Below are 23,677 nucleotides of genomic sequence, written 5' to 3'. Positions count from 1 at the left end.
CGTCAGATACGAGTCCCCCCGGACCGTGTGCTTCCCCTCCCGCGCCAGCATCCACTGCGCCACCCGGTCCAGCGCCACCGCCAGCCCGACCTGGACCACCTCCTGCACGGCCACCGACGCCAGCACCCGCGCCACCAGGGACTTCAGCACCATCCTGTAGAACGCCCGCAGGAACGACTGCCTCAGCAGCGCACCCGCCGGGTCCCAGATCGCCGTGATGAACGTCAGCGCGAACTCCACCACGAACATCATCAACTGCAACACGATCATCAGGTTCGTGTACTCGACCTGATACGCGGACTCGTCCACATAGTCCGCCAGCTCCCGCGCCGCCTGGCGCAGCCCCTCCAGCAGCGACATGCCCTCCGGCGACGCCAGCGTCAGCATCGCCTCGTGGTACGCGCCCGAGAACTCCCCGTTCGACGTCCCCGACACCGACTGCGCGACCTGCACCACCAGCCCCTGCACCTCACCGAGCTGCCTGTCCAGCTCCCGCTGCGGAACCGACAGATACTCCAGCATCAGCTTCGGATCCAGATTCGGCATCTCCGAACCCGTCAGCACCAGGAACAGACCATTCAACTCATCCGAAACCATGGTGAGAGAGGCTAGTTCCGAAATTGGACGTGGCCGCGCCGCTGCGGGCGGGCGGATTCGTCCGGACAATCAACCGTGCACGAAGGGGAAACGCGGCGTCGCAATCCCGCCATCAACGGCATTCAATTTACGGCTGATTGCCCTGACGGATGGTTGCGGCCCTGCTCTCCCTGAATCGGAGGCAGAGCAGTGCGGCGCAGTTGTAGCCGACGATCCCCGGTTGGTGAAATCGGGGATCGTCCGGACCCTTGAAGTCGTTCGCAGTCGGCCGGCTGCCGGGAAAGGGACGACGGTGGGTCCCGTATACCGAACGCTCCCGCGTCCGTGTCCCTGCTGTCGGGCTGGAGGAGTTCATCGCCGGGAGGCTGGTCGGTTTCCCGCGCCCCCGTCGGTGATCTCTCCACCCGAGCTCAGCCCTCACCATTTTCCGGACAAAGGATGCCGTGATCTGCTCGCCCGCCTCAGTGGACGGGATGCCTTGGCGCCCGGCACGTAGCAAGCCTGGGGACAAGGTGACGGCCTGGAGTAGTGTCGGCGCGTGACCGAGGACGACCGCACCCTCCGCTATCCGCACCCGGCGATCACACCTGGGGAGTTCGAGGAGTTCGTCGCGGGGGAGCTGCTGGGCGCCGCGGGGTCGGAGGTGGACGACCTCGTGGTCACCGTGCACGAGAAGATCGTTGGCGCCGATGGTGCGTACGACTTCGACGCGACCGTCCGGTACCAGTTCGCGGGCATGGCCTTCCTGGTGGTCGTCGAGGCCAAGCTGCACCGCAATCCGATCAAGCGTGAACTCGTCCAGGTGCTTCACCAGAAGATCCTCAGCGTCGGCGCGCACAAGGGGGTAATGGTCGCCACTTCGCCGTACCAGAGTGGTGCGGTCGAGTTCGCGGCGGCGCATGGCATCGCTTTGGTGACGGTCACGGAGAGCCGCTTCGTGTTCGCGACCAGGGACACCGCGACCGCGCGCCCCACGTTCGTGGCGCATTGCAGCGGTGGGGCGGGCTCGCGGGGTCTGGTGCTGTCCGCCGACGACGACGATCACGCGGCGTGTGTCGCGACCTGCCTGTTGGGACAGCCTGCCTGACACCCTCCGGCTACGTGCCGACGTGGACGTGCGACGCCCACGCCGAGGGGTCGTCCGGCCATCGGTCGCGCATTCGGCGGGTCGCGCTGTGGACCGCCTCGGCAACGCCCGCGCCGTCGGCGATCGCCGAGTAGATCAGATCGGCGACGTCCACCGCCTGCCAGTCGCCGATCCGCCACAGGGTGCCGATCACGTGCCGGTAGCCGGCGAGTTGGAAGGCGGAGGCCAGATGGATCGCCTCGTCGGCCAGCCGACCGCTGGGACGCGCGGTGGAGCACGCGGACAGGAACGCCAACTCGGCGTCGTCCATCCGGAACCTGGCCAGGTCCATCACGGTGAGCGGCTGGTTGTGGTGGTCGGCCAGCACCAGCCCCCCGGCCGATGGATCGGCCAGGTCGCTGCGCCCGTGGCAAGCGAAGTGTGCCCACCGGGCCCCGGCCAGCGCGTCGAGCACGGCGTCGTGGGTGGCGGCCGTGCCGGTGCGCACGTCGACCTGGCCGGGGAAGTGCCGGCGCAGCACCGCCGTCTCGGCTTCGGCACCCGACAGATCGGCGTATCCACCCGGGGTCCTCGGCATCGCCACCACGACCGCCCGACCGGCACGAGGCGGGGCCGGATCCGCCGCGCGCCGGGAATGGGCGAACGCCCGGAGCGTCGGGGTGACGGAGCACACCACCCTGTCCAGCACCGTGCGCGGCATGGCGTCGGACGCCGTGTCGTGATGGCCCGCTGCGTGCAGTGGCAGGAACGACAGCAGGCCCGACGGGCACCACCACAGCCGGGGCCAGGGCTCGCCGCCGCGCGGCGTCCCGGTGATGCCCACGGCGTCGAGTACGGGACCGGCGACCGTGTCCCACAGCCAGCCGAGCGTGCGCGTCATCCGATCCTGGGCGGCGGCCCGGGTCCGCGCCGAGTTGGCGGTGGTGTCCTCGACCGCCTGGAGGAAGTCGCCGACCTCGGCCAGTACGGCGTCGGGCGTGAGCGTGGGCAGCGGCACGGCCGTGACCTCGCCGTCGGCGGGCAGGATCAGGGCGTGGGAGCCGTACGGGGACACACTGACGATCACCACCTGACCCTCGTCCGGCGTGAGATCGGCTACGGCCGGTGGGCGCAGGAAGCGGTCGAACCCGGGCAGCTTCTGGATGTCCGCGACGAGCCGGTCGAACGCCGTGGCCGTCGCACGTCGTGCCACGGCATCGTCCGCAGGAGCGGGGGAGTCGAACTCCGCGCACAGCGCGACGAACCGTTCGGCCAGCTCCGGATGGCGCTCGGCCAGCGCGGTGAGGTCGGTGCGGCTGTCCAGCGCCTGGCTCAGCAGCAGGCCGCGGCCCTGCTCGAACAGCTCAACGGCCTGGACGAGCGACCCGACCCGTACGCAGCACGCGGCGGCGTCCGACCCGGTCCCGTGCGCGTCATCGAGCAGGAACTCCTGGTCACGGCGGGTGAGTTGGCGCGGAACCATCCGGGCCAGGAGATCGATCGTCGCCCGGTATCCGGCCACGGCCTCCGCCCACCGGCCGGCCGCCGCGGCCAGCCCTCCCCACCGCGCCGCCGCCACCGCGCGGACCCGAGGGGGACCCACGTCGGCCGACGCCGCTTCCCGCGCCGCCGCGAGCGCGCCGTCGAGGTCCTCATCGGCACCGTTGTGGGCGTGCCGGTCGCGCAGCGCCCCACTCAGATTGGCCAGGTACGCGGGGCGGTTCGGGTGATCGGCGGGCGCCTCGGCCACCGCGGAGCGCGCGGCCACCACCGCCGCGTCGAGGTGTGCAGGCCGGCCGCTGTGCTCGTACCGCCCGCGCAGCACCAGGGCGTGGTTCGACCATGCCGGTGCCCGGGCCGGGTGACCGGGTGGATGCGCCTCGACCGCGGACCGGCTGGCCGCCACCGCCTCGTCCAGATCTGTCGCCTCGCCGCCGATCCCGAACCGCGCCTGCAACGCCCCGGCGAGGTTGGACAGGCGTGCCGCCCGGCCGGGGTGCTCAGGCAGGGTGGCGCGCACGGCCTCTCGGCAGATGTCGATCGCCTCGTCCAGGTCCTCGGGGCCGCCCATCGAATCGAAGCGGATCTGGAGGGCGGCGCCCAGGTTCGCCAGCATCAACGCCCGGTCCGGGCCGGCGGCCTGCACGGCGAGCGCCGCCCGCCGCAGCAGATCGACCGACGCGTCCAGGTCGGCCAGGCTGCCGGTACGCCGGAACCGGGCCAGCAGCGCGGCCCCGAGGTTGCCGAGGAACGCCGGGAGGTGCGGGGATTGCTGTGGTGCGGCGTCCATCGCGGCCCGCCCGGCCTCAACCGCGTCGTCGAGATCCGTGAGCCGGTCGGTGCGCTCGAACAGGCTGCGGAGGGTGTCGCAAAGACTCGTCAGGAAATTGAGGCGGTTGAAGTCGTCGACGGGCGTGGCGGCCACCGCGCTTCGGCCCAGCGCCGCCGCCTCCTCCAGGTCGCCGAGATCGCCGGTGTTCTTGTAGCGCCGACTGAGCGCGTTGGCGAGGTGGGCCTGCCGGCCCCCGGACTCGGGATCCCCGGCCGGGGTCGCCGCCACCGCGGCGCGACCGTGCGCTATCGCGTCACTGAGGTCCGATGTGTTTCCGAAGTGGACGAACCGGACCCGCAGCAGGTCGCAGAGGCCGGATAGGTGCGAGGCCCGTCCGGAGTCGTCCACCGCCGTGCCGACCGCGTCCCGGCGCACCTGGATCGCCTCGTCCAGATCCGCCGGATCCCCGGCGCGTTCGAACCGGGCCAGCAGCAGCTCGCTCAGTTCGTCCGCGTCCGGCCCACCGGGTGCGCTCGACGAGCCGGTGCGCGCCTCCTCGATGCCCCGGTCCAGCCCGGCCGCCTGATCGCCGACCGCGGCCCTGGTCCGCACCGCGAGGTCGAGAAGGGACACCATCGCGGTGTGGTCGGGGTGATCGGGCCAGCCGGTGACCGCGGCCTGGCAGGCTTCTATGGCGGCGTCCAGGTCCGCCTCGCTCGCCAGGTGCTCGAACCGGGTCAGCAGGGCGTTGCCCAGGTTGGACAGGCAGCCGGCGCGGGCGGGCTCGTCGGGTCGGCAGGCCCCGACCGCCGCCCGGCAGAACTCGATCGACTCGGACAAGTCGGCCGGGAGTTTCCCGCGTTCGAACCGGGTCAGCAGCGCGCTGCCCAGGTTGCCCAGGCATGGGGCGTAGTCGGGGTGGTCGGATCCGGCGATGGCGACAGCCCGGCGCAGCAGGTCGACGGACCGGTTCAGCGCGACCGTGTCGTCGTCGTTCTCCTGCGCATCCCGGAACTGCGCCCGACCGAGCTTGGCCAGCACCGCGGCCCCATCCGGCTCGGCCGGCGGTGTGGCGTCCCACAGTTCGCCGATCAGCTCGGGAACGGCGCCGGCGTCCATCGAGTACAGCGGGGCGAGCAGATCCAGCGCGATCATCAGCTCCGGTTCGCCTTCCACCGTGCCACGGGCGGCGAACCGCAGCCAGAACAGCCAGCCCGCGACCTGTGCGACCTCGATGTCCTCGACCGGATCGGGCACCGAACAGAGCAGGTCCACCACCTCGCCGACCGCGTCGGAGCCGAGTACGACCTCAGGCGCAGGAGCGGTGGTGAACCGGTCGACCCGGCCGCGGACCTGCCGGATCCGATGATCCCTCGTCGAACCCTGTCCAGGCCCCTCGCCGAGTTCCGCCCCCGGGTCCGGATTGTGTTTCGAGCCGGTCTCCTCGGCCGGATCCCGCGCGGCCGGATCCTGCGCGGCCGGGTCGTGGAGATCGGGCCGGATCATTGAACGGACCGGATCGTCTTCCGGTGAGCCATCTCGTGCGCCGACGCCGTGGGCCGCGATGTCCGCCAGAGCGTCCCGGGCATCCGAAAGCGTTCGCTGGTCTTCGGATGCGGTGAACGCGGTGCGCAGGGTGGCACTCAGGCCGGTCACGTAGCCAACCAGTTCCGGGTGGCCGTCGGGCACCTCGGTGACCGCGGCCCGACCGGCCGCGATGGCCTCGCGCAAGCTGTCGGGATCACCGGTCCGCTGGAACAGCGTGTGCAGGCTGATCCCGAGGTGGGACTGGAATCGGGCGTGCCACGGATGATCGACCGGAATCGCCGCGACAGCCTTTCGGCTGGCCGAAACGGCCTCCCTCAGCGGCTGTACATCATCGGTCTCGTCGAACTGGGCCAGCAGCGCACTCCCGAGGTTGGACAGGCTCGCGGCCCGCAGGGGATCGCCGTCGGGGATCGCCGCGACGGCACGACGACCGGCCGCGACGGCATCGTCCAACGCCTGCCGATCCCCGGAATGGTCGTACAGCGCGCGCAGCGTGTTCCCGAGGTTGGTCAGGCGGCCGGCCCGGCTGGGATGCGCGTCGGGGGTGGCAGCGTCGGCCTGACGGTGGGCGACGACCGCTTCGTGGAGCAGGTTCGCGTCCCCGGTGGCTTCGAACAGCTCCCGCAAGCTCACGCCGAGGTTGGCCAGGACAGCCGGCCGGGCGGGGTGGTCGGCGGGCAGGGACGCCGACGCGGCGCGCCCGAGGGCGACCGCCTCCGCCAGCGCGGCGCGGTCCCCGGTGTGCTCGTACAGCAACTGCAACGCGCCGCCGAGGCTCGACATACTCCCCGCCCGACCGGGATCGTCCTCCGGCGTGCTCTCCAACGCCGCCCGGCCCACCGCGACCGCCTCCCGCAGCAGGGCGGTGTCGCCGCTCGCTTCGAACGCGACGCGCAGGGTGTTTCCCAGGTGGGACAGACAGGTGGCCCGGCCGGGATCGCCGACCGGCATCGCGGCGACCGCATCCCGCCCGGCGGTGATCGCCTGGTCGATGGCCCGCGCATCCCCGGCGTGCTGGTGCAGCATCTGGAGCACGACGCCCAGATGGGACAGGCGACCGGCTCGGATGGCTCCGTCCTCCGGGGTCGCGGCCACCGCGGACCGGGACAGCCCCACCGACTTCCGCAGCACGCTGACGGCTCCCGTGCGCTCGAACAGGGACCGCAGCGTGAGCCCGACCTCGGCGGCGTGTTCCGGGTACTCGGGAGCGCGTTCGTCCACGACGTCGAGCAGGGCCAGGCCCGCGCTCACCGCCTCCCGCAGCACGTCCTCGTCGCCGGTCTCGTCGGCCAGCGCGGACGCCGCGGTATGCATGTTCGACAGACACGGCCCGTACATCGGATGGTCCTCCGGAACGGCGGACAACGCCGTCCGGAACAGGTGAACAGCCTTCTCCAACGCCTCCAGGTCACCGTTGTGCAGGAACCAGTCGAACAGTTCCGCGCCCTGGTCGGTACAGGCGGCCGGATCCATCCGCCCACCCTTGCGCTTGCGCTTCTTCGGGCGACGGGTCCGTGCGGCGTACAAGCCGCGCAATTGTTCCGGCACCGCATCCGGGTCGGCCTCGTACACCGGCTGGTAGAGGATCGCCGCCAGGCGCAGCTCCTCGTCCCCTTCATCGACCGGCAGCGCCTGAACCCGCAGCCAGTACAGCTCGCCGACGGCCCGCAGCACCTCCAGGTCGGGATCCTCGTCGGACCCGAGCACCCGGGCCAGCAGGGCACCCGCCTCCTCCAACGCCTCCGGCGCCAGCACCCACCGCGAATCACCGGTCTTGGTGGCGTGCGCGGTCCGCGTCCGCACGGCCGTGAGCAACTTCTCCCGCACCGACACCTCCGCCCGCCGCAACCGGCGGCACTCTATCGGGACCGCCGAGCAGCGAGGGTCCGGTCCGCGTCGGCCGACCGGTCCCCGCCTCGGGCGCTGAGGAAGACATCCGACCACAACCGACCGCATCGGGGCGGGCGTTCTCGGAGGGCGACGGTTTGCGGTGGAAGCCGGCGGGCGGGTACGGACACCAGCCTGTCCACCGGGTCCTCCGTCTCCTTCACCCTGTGCGCCACCACCCTGGAGAAGCCGACCGCGACCCCACCGCCACGGTACGCCTCAACGACGTTGCCATCGGAGGATGACGAGAAGGGAAGAGGCATCACGACGATCACGGCATGGGCCCTTGCTGCCGGTAGGGCCGGCTGCCCCGAACAATCGCCCGCAGCCGCTCGGGCACGACTCCCCTCCGGCGCGCAGACCACCACCGGTGCGAGGCGACCGTCCCAGGACGTAGAGTCCCCAGCGCCGTCGCCTCGTTGAGGGCGGGCCGGGCGATGACTGTGTCAGCAACAGTCCCCCCAGCGGGAGGATCCGCTCGGCGAGCCGCCCCGGGCGGTCGGCGCCTGCGCGGAGCGGGAGGTGAGGGAGGCCGGGACCGTGGCGGCGGTGGCCCGGCAGCAGACTCTGCTGCGACAGCCCTTGGCGAGCGGCTTCCCCGGCCAGCCGTCGCCCGCGCCGTGCGGATTCTGACGCCCGGCATGATGCCGGTGATCGAGTCGGCCGACTCCGATCCGGAGCCCATGAACTGGCGTGGGCGGCCCGCCTGTGGCCCCGCCGGTTCGAGGTGGCGGCCCTGCTGGAGGACACCTCGCGGACGGAGGGGCTGGCTCGGGACCGGTGATTCGACTGACGGTGGCACGCGCAGGGAGGCCGCTCTACGGGTGAGACGCCGGTGGGGCGGCCTTCTTGCTGCCCCCTATTCCCAGATGGGCGCGTGCATCGCCGCGAACCGCTTGTACATCGGACTCAGCTTCTGCGAATTGTGCGGGAGCGGTGGAGCGGTGGAGCGGTGGAGCGGTGGACCAGGGCGGTGCGGGAGTTGTCGCGCCGCACACTCCTTGGGCCCGTCTCGGGCCGGTCGGGCGGGTCAGACGCGGTCGCGGGCTTCGCAGGCGGGTTGCGCGTGGAAGCTCGGGGAGACCGCGAGGGCTGAAATGAGTGCTCAGGAGTGATTCATCCCGAAGGAGATGTACAGGACGGCCGCGGTCACGGCAGCGACGGCAAGGACGGTTCGGCTGCGCAGGATCGATGTCATGGTGCGTATGCGCCGGTTCGAGGCGTAGTTCCGGGAGATCGCGGCGGTGGCCGCGTAGTGTGCGGCGATCCGTGTCGCAGCGAGCCCTGTGGTCAGTGACACGGTGATCAGGATGACGGTGTGCACCAGTGCGGCGGCCCACCCGCCGAGGGGGCTTACCAGGTACAGGATTCCGATGAGAGTGGTGAGGAGGAACCATCCGAAGCCGCTGGTTCCCATGAACGATCCAATATGGCTCCACTCGTCGCTGGTCTTGGTGGACAGCCGTCCGGGCTTCGCCCGGACGCGCCTCCACGCAGCCGCGAGTTCCTCGGTTCCCGACTGTTCGGCGGGTCCGTGGAATCGGCGGTCGATGCGGTCCAGCAGCCGGGACGCGAACGCATCGGCCGTGGCCGCCAGATCGGGGGTACGTCTCCGTGGGCGGGCGTGCATGGAACTCTCTCTCCTTGAATCCTGCATGAGCTGAGGTGAGCTGAGGTGAGCTGAGTGGACGGGGCGGGGCTGCCTCGCGCAGCCCCGCCCCACGCGCTGTGGTGATTCCTACGTCATCTCGCTGATGGGTTCAGCGGCGCCAGTCGCGCCACTCACCATAGGCCGAGTAGGAGGTGCTGCCGTATCCGTACCAGCGGTCGACTCGGTTGGCCCGGCGCACTACGCGCCGGTTGTAGCTCCTGTGCTTGGCGGCTGCTCTCTGGCGTGCGCGCTTGTTGGCTCGCGCCCGTCCGTTTCTCACGCCCTTGGGGTTGGCCCGCACGCTGCGGGTCTTCCATCGGTTGCCGCCCCACCTGGCCACTCTGGCGCCTGAGTAGAAGGCGCCTCCCGCGACGTCGATCCATCCGGAGCGGTCTCCGCGGGAGATCTTGTAGGCCCCGCGGCCGATGCTGATGGCCGCTGCACCGGCCGCGCAGGGACCACAGCCGAACATCGCGGCGACGGACAGGCCCATCCCCACGCGGTCGAACATCTTGCCCCAGCCGAATCGGCCGTCGAGGTCGTAGCAGTTGATGGGGTCGGCACTGCAGTACTCGTAGGCATTGGCGTTTCCGCCGTAGACGGGGTCGAGGGAGAGGAAGCGTCCGGTGGCCGGGTTGTAGAGGCGGACGCCCATGAGGGTGAGGCCGGTGACGGTTTCGGTGGAGCGTTGTTTCGCGCCGAGCCAGTTGTAGCGGGTGGCTGCCTGGTCGGGGCGGGGGTTGCCGTATTCGTCGCTGTCGAGGGCGGTGGGTGCCTGGGTGGTGTCGAGGGGCAGTTGGAGGGCGATGTCGCCGTGGATGTTGGTGAGCTGGAGGATGGTGTCGCCGGTCTGGCCGGTGGTGGCGGCGAGGTCTCCGCCGGTGCCGTCGACGTTGCGGGTGAGGGCGCCGGTGGTGGTGTTCTCGGTGATCCAGCGGGGGTTGTCGCTGTCGCCGTCGTAGTGGTTGATCTTGGACGCGGTCTGGGTCCAGGTGGTGCCGCTGCCGGTCTCGGTGGTCCAGGAGCGGAAGCGCAGGGCGGCGTCGAGCTGCCAGGTCTGGCGGGTGGTGCCGCTGGTCTGCTGGTGGGCGAGGTCGTTGGTGTAGTAGCTGAGGGTGCTGCCGGGCAGGGCGGTGGTGCGGCCGAAGGCGTCGTAGGTGTATCCGGTGTTGGTGAGGCGGTCGGCGCTGTCGTAGGTGCTGTTGGTGGTGGTGGCCCCGGTGGAGGTGCAGGCGGCCCCGGCGGCTCCGGTGGAGGTGGCCAGGGCGGTGCGGTTGGAGCGCTGGTCGAAGGTGTAGGTGCGGCGGGTGCAGGTCTCGCCGACGGTGTCGTCGACGCCGGTGAGGCGGCCGGCCTTGTCGTAGGTGTATTCCTGGGCGGACCAGCCCTGGTGGCTGGTGGTCTGGCCGTGGGCGTTCTCGGTGACGGTGTCGGTGTAGACGGAGGTGCTGTCGCTGTCACGGGTGTAGGCCCGGGAGGTGACGGCACCCGCGGGGTCCTCGGTGACGTTCAGGGTGTAGCCGCCGGGAAGTTGCTGCGTGGTGAGGGAGCCGTCGGGGTCGTAGGTGGCGGTGAAGTCACCGGCGACCGAGTCGGTGGACTTGGTGAGCAGACCGCGGGGCTCGGCGGTGTGGTCGTAGGTGTAGGTGACCGTGGAGGGGGCGGTGTCGGTGGTTTTGACGGGCCGGTCGAGGCGGTCGTACTCGGTGGTGGTCTGTCCGCCGTCGGCGTCGGTGTAGGAGATGAGGCGGCCGAGCTGGTCGTAGGCGCGGGTGATGGTGCCGCCGCCGGGTGAGACGGTTCTGAGGATCTTGCCGGTGGCGGGGTCGTACTCGGTGGTCGATGTGGGGACGGCCTGGCCGAGGGTGCCGGTGATGGTGGTCGTCTCCGGGCGGCCGGCCGCGTCGTAGACGGTGGTGGTGGTGCGGGTCTGGCCGTTGGCGGTGTCGGTGACGGTGGCGGGCTGCCCGTAGTAGTCGTACTCGGTGCTGGTGTCGGGCAGGTTGGCCGGGTTGGAGCCGCCGCCGGTGATGGCGCCGGCCGGGCCGGTCCAGCAGACCGCGTCGGCCCACTCGGGGCGGCCCTGGCACCAGCCGGTACCGCTGCCGGACCAGTACGTGGTGATCCGGGTGGCGGCATCGCTGCCGGTGGAGCCGGGCAGGGACTGGGAGGTGACGCGGCCCTGGGCGTCGTAGCCGGTCGAGGTGGTCAGGTTGAGGCCGCCGGAGTCCTGGATGACAAGGGTGGGCAGGCCCTTGGCCCAGTCGTACTGGGTCGAGGTGACGCGCTGTTCACCCATGACCGAGTAGTAGTCCCGGACCCGGGCGCCGGTGACTTCCACGGTGACCTGGTCCCTGACGGTGGCGGTGCCGTTGGTGGGCCGCCCCTCGTCGTACTCCCTGACCGTCCAGGCGCGGGCGGGCACGGAGGTGCCGGCTTCGACCAGGACGGTGGTGCCGTCCTTCAGGTCCTCGCCGAGGTCGACCCGGCGCAGCGGCCCGAATTCCTCCAGTTCGCGGGTGCCGGTGTCGTTGAACAGGGAGGTCGTCGACAGCAGGTGGGCCCGCTCGGAGGAGGAGCGGGAGACGATTCCGAGGTCGGTGAGGGTGTCCTGCTGGGTCTGTGTGGTGCCGAGGGCGAGGGCGCGGTTGCCGGGGGTCAGTTCACGGACGGTGTTGCCGAAGCGGTCGTACTCGGTGGTGCTGATGTGGCCGCCGGGTTCGGCGGTGTTGACCTGGCGGCCGGAGGCGTTGAGGTAGTGGACGGTCGCCCGGCCGTAGCTCCCGGAGGTGAGGGCGTCACCGTCGTGGGAGGCGGGGACGGAGTCCGGGGGGAAGACGGCGGTGGCGTCGCTGGGGTTGTCGAGCTGGCCCCAGCCGGCGGTGGTGGTGGCGCCCATGGTGTGGGGGGCCTTGGTGCCGGTCAGCGGGACGCCGTAGACGATGCTGGTGACCGCGTCGCCGTCGGTGGTGGTGGCGCTGCCCTGCTGGAGGGCGGGGCGGGAGACGTTCAGGAGCATGCCCGCGCCGGGGGCGGTGCCGGTTGCGGCGTTGCCGTAGGTGAAGGTGTAGGGCAGTTCACCGGGCGGTTCCAGCCAGGTGACGCGGCCTTCGTGGTAGGCGTACTGGGTCTGGGCCTGCTGCCCGATGCGGGGGTCCCAGGACTGGCGCAGCCGGCCCAGGGAGTCGTAGCGGTAGGTGGCGACGACGGTCGCGGTGGCCGCGGTCGCGCCGGGCTGGGTGGAGTACAGGCGTATCTGGCGGACCTGGCCGGTGTAGTCGCCGAACTGGGCGTTGGTGTCGGTGCCGGTGGCCGTGGTGGCCGTGGCGTAGACGAACTCCAGGACCCGGCAGCCCCTCGTGGCCGGGGTTGCTTCGCAGGTGGCGGCGGTGGCGGCCGAGGTCGGGGCGATGATCCGCCGGGGGCGGGCCAGTGTCGTGCCGCCCGTGGTGACCGTTTCGGAGACGACGGTGGTGGTGGAGTTCGTCAGGCCGTCCAGCAGGGTGGAGGAGACCTGCCAGGTGCTCCCGCCGGTGGGCTTGGTGAACGTGGTCACCGTGCCCTCGGTGTCGGTGAGGGTGAACGTCGCCGCGCTCACGCTGCCGGTCAGGGTCAGGGGTTCGGCGCCGGGCTCGGGGATCCAGCCGGTGCGGGCCGCGTTGGCGGTGAAGTGCAGGGCATCACCCTCGGTGGTCACCACGGCGACGGCGGTGTCGGAGATCCTGCGCAAGTGGCTGTAATCGGAGTCGGTCAGCTCAGCCGTCGTTCCGGCCACCCACTCACTGCCGAAGATCGCCGCCTGGCCCTCCTGCTGGGCGCCCTGCTGCGGGCTGCGGGAGGAGGCGGTGCGGGTCACCGACATGTCGAAGAAGGAGGCGTCGGTCTCGGAGAGGGTGTAGTCGCCGGTGAGGAGGTTCAGCGAGCCGGGACCGGTGTCGGTGGTGGCGGCGCCGTCGGCGTTGCGGTCCACGACCACGGTCAGCGGCGCGGTGGAGGAGGCGGCAGAGCCGGGGCCGGTGAAGTCGGCCTTGATCTGGACGGTGCCGTCCGGGTCGACGGTGCTGGTGGCATTCCACACCAGCGGCGCGTTCTTCCCGCTGACCAGGGGGACGGGCCAGGCGGTGAGGGCGGTGCCGCCGGAGGTGACGTCACCGGCCGGGATCCGCACCCAGGGGTCGGCCTCGGAGCGGCGCCAGGAGAACGCCACACTGTCGTAGGTGCTCGCGGCGGCCTCGGCGACCAGCGGCAGTCGGCGCGCGGTGCGTTCGCCCTCGGAGGGCTGGACGAACCCGCCGGACCCGGCGTGGAAGACGTACTCGCGGGGTTCGGACCTGTTGTCGGCGCGGTCCACGGAGCGGACCTGGAGGGTGTGGGTGCCGTTCTTCGGCGGGGTGACACTGATCGCCTTGTCGGCTGCGGCGCCGCCGGTGGTGACCTTGGTCCAGGTCACGCCGTCCAGGGACCATTCCAGCCACTGGTGGTCGGCGGCGGGCGGGGTGACGGTGAACGTGCCCGCCTGCCCGGCGCCCTTGACCCACTGTCCTGAGGGGTAGTCGGTGGAGGTCACCGCGGGCGGGGCGGAGGGGGCGGCGGTGTCGACGGTGAACGTCTTCCACGCCGACCAGCCGGTGTTGTAGTGGGTGCCGTCGTAGGGGCTGGTGCGGAAGCGGTAGGTGGTGCCGTGGGTGAGGACCCCGGCCGGGACGGTCACCGACGCCGCCGAACCGGACGCCACATAGGGGGACACCATGTTGGTGCCGACCTGGGTCGTGCCGGTGGAGTCGTAGATCTGGAAGGTGCCGTTGACCCTGTCGCCGTCCGCGTCGACGAACGTGTCCCGCAGGACCGGCCGCACGGTGTTCACCGTATAGGCGCCGCTGTAGGAGAAGAACGGCGGCCCGGCCTCCTGCTTCGTGCCCGTCTTCGGCCGGAAGTTGTACGTCACCGACAGCTTCGGCGGGTTCGACGCCGCGTTCGCGGAGTTGACCCGCTTCCACTGCGCGACGACCGTCTCGCTCGCCGCCCGCAGGCCCATGTGCCCCCGGGTCGCCGCGGCCGACGCCCACTCCTGCGCCAGGGTGGTCACGTCCGCGGTGATCCAGCCGTCCGGCGCCGCCGTGCACGCCGGGTTCCCGCGGGTCTGCGTCGAGGACGCCCGCTGCGCGGTCCAGGCGGGCTGCGCGGTCCACCGCGACGATGTCGATGCGGCTCCCGCCGACCACACCTGCCACGACTGGGCCGTGCAGTCGGTGTTGCCCGAGTGGAAGTTGAACAGGCTCAGCGTCGCACCGGTCACGATCGCGTCCCGGATCGGCGAGGTGTTCCAGGAGATGAACGACCGTGCCGTGCGCGGGGTGCCGTTCGCGTTGGTCGTGCCCGGGTTCCCGAGATCCAGCTCCGTGTCCGTGGACCAGTCGACCGTCTCGCCCTGCTGCACATAGGTGTCGAAGACATTGCCCAGCGCCGACGTCGACGGGTCGACCGTCACCGGGAACTTCGTCTCGGGATCCTTCAGGAAGGCGGCGTCCGGGGTCATCACCAGATCGACGCCGGAACCCTTCTGCACCACCTTCATCGCCACCGGCACCCTGCGGGTGTGCTCACCGGAACGCTTGTCGACCGTGGCATCCCACATCACCGGCGCGGGCATCACGGCCCGCCGCTTGTTCTCCTTGTCGGTGAACTGGACACTGCCGTCCGCGAGCTGCTTCACCTTCAGGCCCCTGGCCTTCAGCGGCAGCGTGTAGGAGTAGCCGTCCGCGGCGGGACGCTCATTGATCTCGACGAACTGCTCGAACCCGGTCCGGGTCGCCTCCACCACCACATCCGCGCCCGGCACCGCCTCCGGGTACGTCGCCCGCGTGCCGTCCAGCACCGGCTCGGGCAGACCGCCCTTCCACTGGAGAGTGATCTGCTGGTCGCCCTCGCCGAGCGTCACCAGGTCCACCGGCGCCGCCCGCCCGGCCGCCGCCAGCGACGCCGCCGGCGTCCCCGTACGGCCCGCCAGCCTCAGCGACCCCGGATGCGCGACCGGCTCCACACCCCCGTCCGATGTCTCCCGCAGGCCGACATCGACGTTCACCCACTTCCCGTCCCGCTCGAAACGCACCGGCCCAGCCGACAGCTCCGTCGTCAGCGAGCCGTCCTTGTTCACCCACGTCGTCGACGTCTCCGTACGCTCACTGAGCGCCTCCACCCGCTGCCCCGACAACCGGGCCGCGACCTTCGCCGACGGAATGTCCGCCGCAGAGGTGACCGCCTTTTTCTTCTCCTCACCCGCCGCCGCACCGGCCTGTTCCGGCACCGCCGCCATCGCCGCGCTCTCCATCAGGGAAACCGACAGCAGAACAGCGAGCCCGCCCGCTATCCAGCGGATGCTTCTGCTTTCCTCATGCCACATCCGCCCTCTCTCCTCGGGAGAGGGAAACTCTTCGGGTCTCACGAACCACTCCTTCTCGTTCATACGTGCAGGAGCTGTAAACGAATCGAAAAGTAACCACGGAACACAAGATCGCAAAGATCATCAAAGAATCCAATTCGGACAGCAATGACAGCCCGGACCTCTAGTGATGCGCATCACAGTTTGTAATGTATACAAAACCAGGTGTATGCAGTCAGCGATATTGATGAGCCAGGCCGAAAAGAATCAGCCAATGTGTGTGGCACGGAAACATCCGTGTTCGCCCTGCTCGGCAATAATCAACCCCAGATTCGCAATGTCTCCACAAAGGGGCATACGGGGTCACCGGTTCAGTCCCCTGCAACAACCTGCTGTTGCGCACACAACCACCACACGGCATGCTGACCCTCCCGGTAAATACCAAGCAAAGCCAGCCTCACCCAGAAAAGACACACGATGCTCGCCAGAGGCCCCTTAGTCTTCGTCTCGACAATCGCGGTGCTCATCCACCTCGCCGCACTCTTCACCGCCGCACAATGGGGCCTGAGAGCATCACTCAACTTCATCCCACCGGCCGCCGGATCACTCCTCGCCGTCTGGCTCGTCCACAAACACCAAAAGGATTGAACGGTGGAAACGGGCAGAGCTGTGCTGTCTGCATGTGGAATTCAGAGAGCCGTGTCCGCTCTGCCCGGCCGGCCGGGCATGCCCGTAGCGGCGGGCCGGGTTCGAGCGGTCGACGGGCAAGGTCGACAGGCAGGTCGGCAGTGGCTGCCGAGGACGGGTGGCGTGACGGTCCCGGCGTGCCCCGTATGGCGGCTTCCGGCTCGCACGGGTCGTTTCCGGGACCGGTGGAGATCCGGTCCCGGAAACCGGCGAAGGGCGTCGCGCCGGGTTGCTGCGGGTTCCGGCTCAGGTGGGAAGGACGTGACCCGCATCGCGGCAGCCGATCCGCACCACCGGCTCGGGCGTAGGGGCGAGAGGGGCTCCGACCCACACAGGCGCAGCCCCCGACCAGCCGTCGCCCCTGCCCGAACAGCGCCTTCGCCACCGGGCTCACTGCAAGCCCGCTTACGGCGGTGATCCCCGGTGGGTGCCGGGTGCCGGGTGCCGAGTGCCGGGGCAGGCCTGCGCGCCATGCCCACTGCCCGGCCGCCGCAGACGGTTCCGTCCACGGCTGGGCACCGCTGCTCCGGGCGCCGGTCGGATGCGGTCGTTGGCGGCGTCCCGGCAAGTCTCCTCGAAGGCCGACGGTGGCGAGCGGTGCGAGCCCGTCGACCGTGTCACGCCCTCCCCGCTCAGCGAGGGCTGGGACAGTGCCCCCGAGAAGGTCACCTGGCGCGACGGCTCCTCCACCCGGCAGCAGGAGCAGGCCCCCTTCACCCGGACCTTCTCCGCCCGAGGCCGGGTCTCCGGTGAACTGCACGGCCTCACCGGCCCGTAGCGCAAGGCACGGGCACAGATCAACCAGGAGAACAAGGAGGAGGGCTCCGCCATGACCGGCTTCGAGAACGAGCTGTCCGCCAGCATCAGCACCGCCCGGTCGATCACCTACACCGTCCCGGCGCACAGCATGTTCGTCGCCAAGCGGGGCATCCGGAAGCAGACCTGGACCGTCAACCGCTACCAGCGATGGTCCGACTGCCAGGAACGCCGGACCCACGTCGGCACCTGCACCGGCGTCGGAGTCCTCAACTACACGTCCTCGAAGAAGCTCTACGGCTGACCCCGCCGAGGCTCTACACCTGACCCCGCCCGCCACCCTGCGCCCGCGTCCGACTCCCGCACGCGGGCGCAGGCAGGCTGTGAGGGAAGCGGCTGGGGAGGATGGGTCGTGCGGCCCCCTCTTGGGTGGTGCTTCAGCACAGGGGGCCACACGGAGTGCGGCGTCGAACGGCGCCCGTCCCTTCCATGATGCAGGAACCCCCACAGGTGGTGGGCAGAAGCGATGTTTCCACCCCTTAGTGCTGAACTCGCGGCCCGTACGGCCGGGCGCCGCGGGGTGGGAGGCGACATGACGGGGGCATCGGCGCTGATTTTTCCGTGATTCGGCGATCACGTGGCGTGGCGGGGGAGAGGGGGGTCATTCTGGCGATCCCCTCCCGGCGCCGCTTCAGCACCGGTGCCGGGAAGGGCTGCTGCTGCTTCGCTCACAGAAACCGAGTGCGATGTCGCGTATGAAATTGTGGACCGTCTCCGTCCCGGTAGCGGTCTTCCTGTGGAGCACGGTGATAGCCGTGCTCGGGCACGCCGCCGCAGCCGCGGTCCCGCTGCCCTCGCTGGTCTTACTCGTCCAGCGGTTCATCCCGTCCCTGACCGCCCTCGGCCCCTTGCCGCAGGCCGGGCCCACCGGATCGCAGGCCGGGCCTACCGGATCCCGTCCAGGTGCGGGGCAGGAGGCGCCACAGTGATGCCCTCCCCGGGGCCGGCCAAGCCCCCGCCCGTGACCGGGCCGAAACGCGGCCGACCGCCGGCCCCGATCGACCCGAACGCGGGGCCCGCACACCGGGCCCTGCTCGAACCCATCCGCACCATCCTCTTCTCCCAGGGCACCACCCTCGACGTCGTCGTGGAACGTTCCGGCTACTCGCGTACCCGCATCAGCGAACTCCTGCGGGGCCTCGCCTACTTCCCGGCCTGGGAGATGGTCTTCAGCATCGTGCGCTCCCTTCATCTGCCCATCCCGCCCCTGCGCCGACTGTGGATCGCCGCCGCCCGCGAGGCGGGCAGGGGAGAGGACTGGATCCGCAACGGCCTGGACCAGGTCGCCCACCCCGGCGAGCTGCCCCCTCCGGCCTATGTGGGGTTCACCCTCCGGGTCGAAGCCGCCTACGCCGACTACGCCCGCGCCTTCCTGCTGACGGACAGCAGGACGAACTACGTCATCAGCGAGAGCTTCGACATGCTCTGGGTCCTGTGGGACGACGCCACCACGAACGAGAACCTCCACCACTACGCCTGGGAACTGTTCCGCTCCCGCGTCATGACCCGCGCCCCCCGCCACCACGACGGCCGGCTCGACCTCAGAGCCGCGGTCTTCTCCACCCATGAACTCCACGACGCCACCACCCCCGGCCACCTGGTCGACCTGGCCGAACTCATCGACCTGTTCGACGCGATCACCAGACTGTCCGACAGTCATATGGACGTGGCCGTCCTGCGCCATTTGTGCGGCCTGCCTCAGGAACGGATCGCCGAGGTCCTCGGCCACACCCCCGCATACACGCACTCCGTCGACCACCACGCCCGCTTCATCGTGGAGACCTTCCTGACCCCTCCCACTCCGGAGTGAACCTCACCCCCCATGACTGCCATCGACCAGCTCCTCGCCCGCGCCCGCCTGCACCCACGCCCCCGCATCCCCGACGACACCCATCCGCACGACCCCGCCCCCTACCCCGACCACGACGACCTGGCCCCACCCGCCCGTCCCGTCCCCGACGCCCACCCCCACTCCGCGGCCACGCCCGGTCCCGGTCACCGCGGAACCGCCGGCAACCCGCACCGCCAGAGCGGCCCGACGGGTGACACCGGCAGCTCCCAGGACCTGCTGATCCTGTGCACCACCGCCCTCGACACCATCCGCGGCGACACCCTGGACTTCCTCACCGACCAGATGCCCGACCTGCACTCCGCCTGGCTCCTGGGCTGTGCCCTGCACGTCGCCGGCATCAACAACGGCGCCCGGTTCTGGTGGCAGTACGCCGCCGGCGACGGCCACCCGCCCGCCTGCCACACCCTCTCCCTCTATCACCGCTCCCGCGGCGAGGCACACGCCGCCGAGTTCTACCACCGCCAGGCCCGCCAGAACACCACGATCCCCGAGCCCGGCACCGACACCCTCACCATCGTCGGCACCAGCCCACCCGAATGCGTCTCCTTCGACGCCGGCCTCCCCACCGTGCTGCGCACCCTCAACCGGCTCACCACCGTCTTCGGCGCCCGCCCGATGCGGCACAGCATCAACGCCCTCACCCACTACGTCGCCGAGAACGCCGCCCGGCACTACGCCCGCCACCCCGGTATCGAGATCCCCGTACCCGAACCCCACTTCGCCGAACAGGTCGAATGGCTTCTCACCGCCACTCTCCCCTGGCTCCGCCGCACACACCCCCGGCCGACGGCACCCCCACTCGTCCGCCGGGCGGGAACTCCCAGCGGGAAGGGTTCAGGCGTTCATCATCAGAAGGTGTAGACGGGCTGCCCGTCGGGGCGGCCGACCTCGGCAGTGCGGCGGCGCTCAGTAGCGCCGCAGCGCTTCCACGGGCTGGATACGGCTGGCCCGCCAGGCCGGGTAGAGCCCGGCGACGACGCCGGTCAGGAGGCCAATGGCGGGGGCCGCCACGACGGTGACGGGATGAATGACCGGAGTCCATTCGCGCGCCATCGCCGTGCCGATGACGGCGAAGGTGCCCAGGCTCGTGCCGACCAGCCCACCGAGCGTGCCCAGCGCTCCCGATTCGGCCAGGAACTGGAGGGTGATGTGGCGACCGCGGGCGCCCAGTGCGCGGCGCAGGCCGATCTCTCCGGTGCGCTCCAGCACGGCCACCAGCGTCGTGTTGGCGATACCCACTGCGCCGATCAGCAGACAGATGGCCGCGAGGAGCAGAAAGAGCTGGTCGAGATCCGACGTCACCGCCGTCCTGAGAGCCCTCGGGTCGGGTGGCGGAACGGCCTGGAAGTGGTCGGGGTGCGCGGGATCGAGTGCGAGGGCCGCCTGGTCGGCCACCTGCTGGGCGGCGCCCAGATCCGTGGAGATCAGCATCTTGGCGCGGCTGCCGCTCCGGGGACCGCCCCAGACCCGCTCGGCGGTGGTGCGCGGGACCACGACAGAGAGCAGCACGTCCGCCTTCCGGTCGACCTCCTCCACGATGCCGACCACCGTGAAGGCGTCCGCGCCGATGAAGATCGCGGGTGCCGTCTCCAGGGTGCTGATACCGAGCCGGGCCGCCATACCGGAACCGACCACGGCGACCTGCTGCGCCTCCCGGTCGTGGTACTCGTCGAAGATCCTGCCCTGTTGGAGGTCCGGGCCCGCCGCTTCCAGGACGCCGGGGGAGGCCGCGATGATCTGACTCCGGGTCTCCTCGCCGGTCTCACCGAAGGGCGCCGACCGTACTCCTCGCCCTTCCGGCAGCCGCACGGACCAGTAGACGCCCGCGTCGCGCACCCCGTTCAGTCGCTCGATGCGGGCGTCCGCGTCGGCCGGGAAGGCGTTCTCCACATATTCCGGCTGCTCACCGCCGGTGTCCTCGATCGTCACCTCGGTCGCGGTCAAGGCGTTGAAACGCTCATCGATCTGCTGGGAAGCGGTGGAGGTCAGACCCAGCACGGCGACGAAGGTGCCCACGCCCAGGACCGTACCGAGCGCGGTCAGGGCCGAGCGGCCGGGACGCTGAAGCATCCCGGACGTCGCTTCGGCCAGCAGGTCGCGTGGGGAGAGCCGCGACACACGGACCGCGACCGCGCGCTTGTGCCGGAGCCCCGGGAGCGCGGCGCGGGCGAGGCGCCTCATGCCGTGATCAGCTCGTGCAACAAGCCGTCCCGGATGGTCAGGGTGCGCCTGCCCCGGGCAGCCACCGCGGGATCGTGCGTGATGACGATCAGGGTGATGCCGTCCGTGTGGAGTTCGTCGAGCAGTCCGAGAATCTGCTCCGCGGTGGTCGTGTCGAGGTTTCCGGTCGGCTCGTCGCACAGCAGCAGCGACGGCCGGCTCACCAACGCCCGGGCGATGGCGACGCGTTGCCGCTCTCCACCGGACATCCGGGTGGGGACGGCGTCGACGCGGTTGCCGAGCCCCACCCGGCCGAGTGCCTCACGCGCCCGGGTGACCCGCTCGGCTCGCGGTACGCCGTTGTAGGTCATGGCCAGCATGACGTTCTCCAGCGAGGAGCGGTGGGGCAGCAGATGGAAGCTCTGGAAAACGAAGCCGATGCGGCTGCCGCGCAGTCCGGCACGCTCACTCTCCCTGAGTCCGGCGGTGTCGATGCCGTCGAGCAGGCAGGTGCCTCCGCTCGGCCGGTCGAGGAGTCCGGCGATGTTGAGGAACGTCGACTTTCCGGAGCCGGACGGGCCGACGATCGTCAGGTGGTCGCCGCGCCGGATCGTGAGGTCGAAGGGGCGCAGCGCCTCGACCGGGGGCGTGCCGGGATAGGTGAGAGCCACACCCCTGAAGTCGAGGACGGGGACGTCCTCGGGGGTGGGTTCCGCGTCCGTGGCGCCCTTTGACATCCCTGTCACTTCTCGGCCCCCGGGACCTCCGCGTCGCCGCCGGCGCCGCCGTCACCGGCCCCCGCTCCGGCCTGCGCGGCGACGCCGACGATCACCCGCTCCCGTTCGGAGAGCCGTCCGCCCACGGGGGTGACCTCCACATATCCGTCTCCCGATGTACCGGGACGGACCTCCACGCGGCGGCGGGTGCCGTCGTCTCCGAGGACGGTCACGGTGGTGCGGGAGTCGGCACCGGCCGAGATCGCGGAGACGGGAACCACGAGCACCTTGCCGGCCGAGGTCGCCGCCTCGACGGTGAGCCGTACGTCCTGGCCCGCGAGCGTCGTCGGCAGGTCGTCGTCGGGCCGCACTTCGAGGGCGTATCCCTGTCCCTGAGGGGTGTCGCCGGGGGATCCGCCCTCGGTCGAGGCGGTCACCGGTGCCTCGGAGACCGAGGCGACGACGCCGGTGGCCTCCTGCCCCGTGGTCTCGGAAAGGATCTGTACCTTCTGCCCGGCTCTCATCAAGCCTTTCTCGTGGGCGGCGAGAGAACCCTTCACCACGAGCCGGCCCGCGGAGACGGTCATGGGCCTCTCCCCGATGTCGCCGCCGACCCTGGCGTTGACGACGTCGACCCTGGCGGGGAAGCCGGACACGTAGACCACCTCGGAGGCGGGGACGACGGCGCCCGACACCGCTTCCGCGGCAGCCAGCTTCTCCCGGGCCTCGGCCAGGTCCTCGCGGGCGTACTTCAGCTCGTCGCCCGATGCCTCCGCGTCCGCTGTGTCCGACGTCAGCCCGTCGAGCGCGCGCTGGGCGGCCTTCACCTCGCCGCGGGCCGCCTCGACCGGATCACCCTCCTCGCCTCCGCCGCCACCGGCGAGTACGGGGTCATAGCCGATGGAGGAGTAGAAGGCGGTCACCGCGGTCTTCGTCCCGGGACCGAAGACGCCCTTCCGGTCGCCGCCCGTGCTGTGGCCAAGACCGTCCAGGGCCTTCTGCAACTGCTCCACGTCCTCCCCGTGGGCGCCGGGCTTGAGGTCCCGGTACACCGGCAGGCTGCCGGGCAGTACGAACACCGGCCGACCGGATATCTCCATGAGGACCCGGCCGGCCCTGAAGGTCGCGCCGGCCCGCACCAGGATTTTGGTGACGACCGGCTTGCCGCCCTCTTGGGCGGACGCCGCGGGGGAGATGTCGACGGTCTGCGAGGCGGACACCGTTCCCCGGGTCACCACCGTGTCGGAGAGGATCCGGCGCTCGACGGGTGCGGTCAGGACATCGGGCTCGGGAGGGGCGGCCTCCGCCGCGGCCTGCGCCGGCGACTGCACGAGCGAGGCGCCCCACAGGCCCACCCCGGAGAGAGCGAGGGCACCCACCGCGAGGAGGGCCAGCGCCCTGCGCCGAGGCGCGATACCGCCCTGCCCACCCTCGTCCGGCACGTCGACTCCCTGGGGCTGAAACGTAGTTGAGCCGCTGGTGGGCGGCGTGAGCACCCGTCAGTGGAACACCCGCTTCGAACGATCGTCAACATCATTTATTTCCCGCCGTTCTGGCTCAAAGTCACCCTTGAAGTGCTGGTTTGTCGACTGATCTACTCGGTCGCCGATCGAGAGGAGGACGAGTTCATGCCAAGGATGAGAGGCATCGCTCTGGCGGCGGCAGCCGTGAGCGCACTACTCGTCGGCGGCGCGGGCACGGCCGTCGCGGGCAGCTACAACGGCTCCTGCGAGAGCAGCGGCGGTGGTGAGATCTGCCTGTACCGCACCTACGAGTTCGCCGGCGGGCTGTACGACACGCTCTACAGCAAGACCAACTACGACGGCTCGACCTACTACGGCACGTCCACGTTGATCGACAACACCATGTCGTCGGCCAAGAACATGGACATGGTCAACGACGTCGGGTTCTACGCCGGCAAGAACTACACCGGAACCCTGGAGTACCTCCCGGCGGGCCTGTGGCTCCGCTACGGCGAGGACATCGCCTCGTCGCACTGCTTCAGCAGCAACGCCTACTGCCCGATCTGACCGATCCCGTCGAAGG

14 protein-coding genes are annotated in these 23,677 nt (G+C 70.6%); 7 read left to right on the top strand and 7 right to left on the bottom strand.

Going from position 1 to position 23,677, the window contains the following annotated elements:
• A partial coding sequence (locus AB0O01_RS35265; protein ID WP_365320029.1) for a hypothetical protein occupies positions 1-597 on the bottom strand: 597 nt, incomplete at its 3' end.
• Between the two features lie 538 nt (positions 598-1,135).
• Here AB0O01_RS35265 and AB0O01_RS35260 point away from each other — a divergent pair.
• Positions 1,136-1,684, top strand: a complete 549-nt coding sequence (locus AB0O01_RS35260; RefSeq protein ID WP_365320027.1) for a restriction endonuclease — start codon at positions 1,136-1,138, stop codon at positions 1,682-1,684.
• A gap of 10 nt (positions 1,685-1,694) precedes the next feature.
• Here AB0O01_RS35260 and AB0O01_RS35255 read toward each other — a convergent pair whose 3' ends face one another.
• From AB0O01_RS35255 to AB0O01_RS35245, 3 genes are all read right to left on the bottom strand, one after another.
• Positions 1,695-7,310, bottom strand: coding sequence for a CHAT domain-containing protein (locus AB0O01_RS35255; protein WP_365320025.1), 5,616 nt, complete (start codon positions 7,308-7,310; stop codon positions 1,695-1,697).
• Positions 7,311-8,475: 1,165 nt separating this feature from the next.
• Positions 8,476-9,000, bottom strand: coding sequence for a hypothetical protein (locus AB0O01_RS35250; RefSeq protein ID WP_365320023.1), 525 nt, complete (start codon positions 8,998-9,000; stop codon positions 8,476-8,478).
• A gap of 130 nt (positions 9,001-9,130) precedes the next feature.
• Positions 9,131-15,334 carry a DNRLRE domain-containing protein gene (locus AB0O01_RS35245; RefSeq protein WP_365320032.1) on the bottom strand — a complete coding sequence of 2,068 codons (6,204 nt, stop codon included), beginning with the start codon at positions 15,332-15,334 and terminating at the stop codon, positions 9,131-9,133.
• A 1,303-nt stretch (positions 15,335-16,637) separates the two neighbouring features.
• On the opposite strand from AB0O01_RS35245, the gene AB0O01_RS35240 reads away from it, so the two are divergent.
• The 5 genes from AB0O01_RS35240 to AB0O01_RS35220 all read left to right on the top strand — a co-directional run bounded on the left by AB0O01_RS35240 (position 16,638) and on the right by AB0O01_RS35220 (position 19,616).
• On the top strand, positions 16,638-16,865 hold the full coding sequence (locus AB0O01_RS35240; RefSeq protein ID WP_365320022.1) for a hypothetical protein: 228 nt from the start codon (positions 16,638-16,640) through the stop codon (positions 16,863-16,865).
• Between the two features lie 51 nt (positions 16,866-16,916).
• The gene (locus tag AB0O01_RS35235) at positions 16,917-17,147 is read left to right on the top strand and encodes a hypothetical protein (protein ID WP_365320020.1); all 231 of its coding nucleotides are present in this window, start codon (positions 16,917-16,919) and stop codon (positions 17,145-17,147) included.
• A 451-nt stretch (positions 17,148-17,598) separates the two neighbouring features.
• A complete protein-coding gene (locus AB0O01_RS35230; RefSeq protein ID WP_365320019.1) occupies positions 17,599-17,832 on the top strand; it encodes a hypothetical protein in 234 nt (77 codons plus the stop codon).
• 32 nt (positions 17,833-17,864) lie between these two features.
• The gene (locus AB0O01_RS35225; protein ID WP_365320018.1) at positions 17,865-18,713 is read left to right on the top strand and encodes an XRE family transcriptional regulator; all 849 of its coding nucleotides are present in this window, start codon (positions 17,865-17,867) and stop codon (positions 18,711-18,713) included.
• Positions 18,714-18,725: 12 nt separating this feature from the next.
• The gene (locus AB0O01_RS35220; RefSeq protein ID WP_365320016.1) at positions 18,726-19,616 is read left to right on the top strand and encodes a hypothetical protein; all 891 of its coding nucleotides are present in this window, start codon (positions 18,726-18,728) and stop codon (positions 19,614-19,616) included.
• Between the two features lie 45 nt (positions 19,617-19,661).
• Here the strand turns inward: AB0O01_RS35220 and AB0O01_RS35215 are convergent, their stop codons facing one another.
• From AB0O01_RS35215 to AB0O01_RS35205, 3 genes are read right to left on the bottom strand one after another with little or no spacing between them, the layout of a single operon-like run.
• Positions 19,662-20,936: an ABC transporter permease gene (locus AB0O01_RS35215; protein WP_365320014.1), complete on the bottom strand. Its 1,275-nt coding sequence runs from the start codon at positions 20,934-20,936 to the stop codon at positions 19,662-19,664.
• Positions 20,933-21,652, bottom strand: coding sequence for an ABC transporter ATP-binding protein (locus tag AB0O01_RS35210; protein ID WP_365320012.1), 720 nt, complete (start codon positions 21,650-21,652; stop codon positions 20,933-20,935). Before AB0O01_RS35210 ends, AB0O01_RS35215 begins: the two co-directional genes overlap by 4 nt.
• Before the next feature lie 5 nt (positions 21,653-21,657).
• On the bottom strand, positions 21,658-23,073 hold the full coding sequence (locus AB0O01_RS35205; protein WP_365320010.1) for a peptidoglycan-binding protein: 1,416 nt from the start codon (positions 23,071-23,073) through the stop codon (positions 21,658-21,660).
• 186 nt (positions 23,074-23,259) lie between these two features.
• On the opposite strand from AB0O01_RS35205, the gene AB0O01_RS35200 reads away from it, so the two are divergent.
• Positions 23,260-23,661, top strand: a complete 402-nt coding sequence (locus AB0O01_RS35200) for a peptidase inhibitor family I36 protein (RefSeq protein ID WP_365320009.1) — start codon at positions 23,260-23,262, stop codon at positions 23,659-23,661.
• Positions 23,662-23,677 lie beyond the last annotated feature (16 nt).

This window comes from Streptomyces sp. NPDC093252 (genome assembly GCF_040683675.1).
In the GTDB taxonomy this organism is placed as follows: Bacteria; Actinomycetota; Actinomycetes; order Streptomycetales; family Streptomycetaceae; genus Streptomyces.
Note: the sequence above shows the minus strand (reverse complement) of the source record. Positions and strands in the feature narration are given on the sequence as shown.

What these genes read in the sequence shown, in the direction of transcription:
- AB0O01_RS35220 (WP_365320016.1), top strand. Translation starts at nt 18,726, where the DNA reads ATGACTGCCATCGACCAGCTCCTCGCCCGCGCCCGCCTGCACCCACGC.
- AB0O01_RS35210 (WP_365320012.1), bottom strand. Translation starts at nt 21,652, where the DNA reads ATGTCAAAGGGCGCCACGGACGCGGAACCCACCCCCGAGGACGTCCCC.
- AB0O01_RS35235 (WP_365320020.1), top strand. Translation starts at nt 16,917, where the DNA reads ATGACCGGCTTCGAGAACGAGCTGTCCGCCAGCATCAGCACCGCCCGG.
- AB0O01_RS35200 (WP_365320009.1), top strand. Translation starts at nt 23,260, where the DNA reads ATGCCAAGGATGAGAGGCATCGCTCTGGCGGCGGCAGCCGTGAGCGCA.
- AB0O01_RS35215 (WP_365320014.1), bottom strand. Translation starts at nt 20,936, where the DNA reads ATGAGGCGCCTCGCCCGCGCCGCGCTCCCGGGGCTCCGGCACAAGCGC.
- AB0O01_RS35250 (WP_365320023.1), bottom strand. Translation starts at nt 9,000, where the DNA reads ATGCACGCCCGCCCACGGAGACGTACCCCCGATCTGGCGGCCACGGCC.
- AB0O01_RS35245 (WP_365320032.1), bottom strand. Translation starts at nt 15,334, where the DNA reads ATGGCGGCGGTGCCGGAACAGGCCGGTGCGGCGGCGGGTGAGGAGAAG.
- AB0O01_RS35230 (WP_365320019.1), top strand. Translation starts at nt 17,599, where the DNA reads ATGAAATTGTGGACCGTCTCCGTCCCGGTAGCGGTCTTCCTGTGGAGC.